This window comes from Paracoccus simplex, assembly GCF_042648325.1.
GTDB lineage: Bacteria > Pseudomonadota > Alphaproteobacteria > Rhodobacterales > Rhodobacteraceae > Paracoccus > Paracoccus simplex.
Map to the genome: position 1 here is coordinate 21,096 of NZ_JBHRXE010000046.1, position 2,300 is coordinate 23,395.

Sequence of the window (2,300 nt, forward strand, 5' to 3'; positions counted from 1 at the left end):
CGACTTTCGCACCCGAGGTCTCGACGATCTCGCGGATCACCTTGCCGCCCGAACCGATCACTTCGCGGATCTTGTCGGTCGGGATGGTCATGGTCTCGATGCGCGGGGCATGGGCGCTGAACTCGCGCCGGCCCTCGGTCAGGGCCTTGGCCATCTCGCCCAGGATGTGCATCCGGCCGTCCTTGGCCTGGGCCAGCGCCTGCTCCATGATCTCGGGGGTGATGCCCGCGACCTTGATGTCCATCTGCAGGCTGGTGATGCCGTTTTCCGTGCCGGCGACCTTGAAGTCCATGTCGCCCAGGTGGTCCTCGTCGCCCAGGATGTCGGTCAGCACCGCCCAGCGGCCGTCCTCTTCCAGGATCAGGCCCATGGCGACGCCGGCCACCGGCGCCTTCAGCGGCACGCCCGCATCCATCATCGACAGCGAGCCGCCGCAGACCGAGGCCATCGAGGACGAGCCGTTCGATTCGGTGATCTCGGAAACCACGCGGATGGTATAGGGGAAGTCGGTCGCGGCCGGCAGCACCGCCTGCAGCGCCCGCCAGGCCAGCTTGCCATGGCCGATCTCGCGGCGGCCGGGGCTGCCGACGCGGCCCACCTCGCCCACCGAATAGGGCGGGAAGTTGTAATGCAGCAGGAAGTTCGAGCGCGAGTTGCCGTGCAGCGCGTCGATGATCTGCTCGTCGTCGCCGGTGCCCAGCGTGGTGACGACCAGCGCCTGGGTCTCGCCGCGGGTGAACAGCGCCGAGCCGTGGGTGCGGGGCAGGAAGCCCACTTCGCTGTCGATCGGGCGCACGGTGCGGGTGTCGCGGCCGTCGATGCGCGGATGGCCGTCGATGATGCCGCCGCGCAGGATGCCCGATTCCAGCTTCTTCAGCGCCGAGCCCAGGGCGGTATCGGCCAGCTCGTCCTCGGTCAGGCCGGCCAGCACCTTGGCCTTGGCGGCCTCGATGGCGTCGCGGCGCTCGCCCTTGTCGCGGATCGCGTAGGCGGCGCGCATCTCGGCCTCGCCCAGCGATTTCACGCGGGCATAGAGCGCGCTGTAATCCGGCGCCTGGAAGTCGAAGGGCTCTTTCGCGGCCGCCTCGGCCAGGTCGATGATCAGGTCGATCACCGGCTGCATCGCCTCGTGGCCGAACTTCACCGCGCCCAGCATCTCGGCCTCGGTCAGCTCATAGGCTTCCGATTCGACCATCATCACCGCGTCGCGGGTGCCGGCGACGACCAGGTCCAGCCGCTGCTCGGGGTTCGAGCGCAGATGGTCCATGTCCTGCACTTCCGGGTTCAGCACGTATTCGCCATTGGCGAAGCCGACGCGGGCGGCGCCGATCGGGCCCATGAACGGCACGCCCGAGATGGTCAGCGCCGCCGAGGCGGCGATCATCGCCACGATGTCGGGATCGTTGACCAGGTCATGCGACAGCACCGTGCACATCACCAGCACTTCGTGCTTGAAGCCGGGGACGAAAAGCGGGCGGATCGGCCGGTCGATCAGGCGCGCGGTCAGCGTCTCCTTTTCCGAGGGACGGGCCTCGCGCTTGAAGAAGCCGCCGGGGATCTTGCCGGCCGCGTAGTATTTTTCCTGGTAATGGACGGTCAGGGGAAAGAAGTCCTGGCCGGGTTTCGGTTCCTTCGCGAAAGTGACGTTGGCCATCACGCTGGTCTCGCCCAGGGTGGCGATGACCGAGCCGTCGGCCTGACGGGCAACCTTGCCCGTTTCCAGCGTGAGCGTTTCCTGGCCCCACTGGATGGATTTCTTCACTTCATCAAACATCTGGTTTCCTCTGGCGACGCGCCGGCCCTTCCGGTCGCGTCCCGTGTCAAATGGCGGCCCCATTGCCGCCGCCCCTATCCTTTGCATGTGCCACGGGGCATGGCGTCACGTCACAGATGGCCGGCGCATACAGCAAAACAAGGCGTTTGGGAAGAGAATTGACGATTCAGCCGCCGCCGCCTTCACGCGCCGCCATCAGGGACAAGGGCGCATGGCCGGGGGCCCGCCGCGGCCTGCGGCGGGCATCCGACACGGCGCCTCTGTCCCTGATGGCGGCGCGGCGGGTCAGGCCCGGATCAAGGTCCGCGGCTCCGCCGGGCCGGCGCGATGGGCGCCGTCGCCGGCCACGAAGCGGCTGGCCGCCGGCGGGCTCTGCGCCGAGGTCGTCAGGACGCTGAAGCCGTCCAGCCGCTCGCGCTCCAGCATGGCGATGGCCCAGGCCCGGATGCTTTCCTCGTCCGGCCAGCCGCCTGCGGCCTCGCCTCGGTCGCCGCCACCGGCTTGGCCCGTCGCGGCCGGCTCGGTC

Annotated in this window: 2 protein-coding genes; both read right to left on the bottom strand. The window is 68.7% G+C overall.

Features of this window, described 5'->3' with window-relative positions; all coding sequences use genetic code 11:
• Positions 1-1,774: polyribonucleotide nucleotidyltransferase (gene pnp, locus ACFOMP_RS15965; RefSeq protein WP_379032298.1), on the bottom strand; the 1,774-nt coding region annotated here is incomplete at its 3' end.
• A gap of 285 nt (positions 1,775-2,059) precedes the next feature.
• Positions 2,060-2,300: hypothetical protein (locus ACFOMP_RS15970; RefSeq protein ID WP_379032301.1), on the bottom strand; the 241-nt coding region annotated here is incomplete at its 5' end.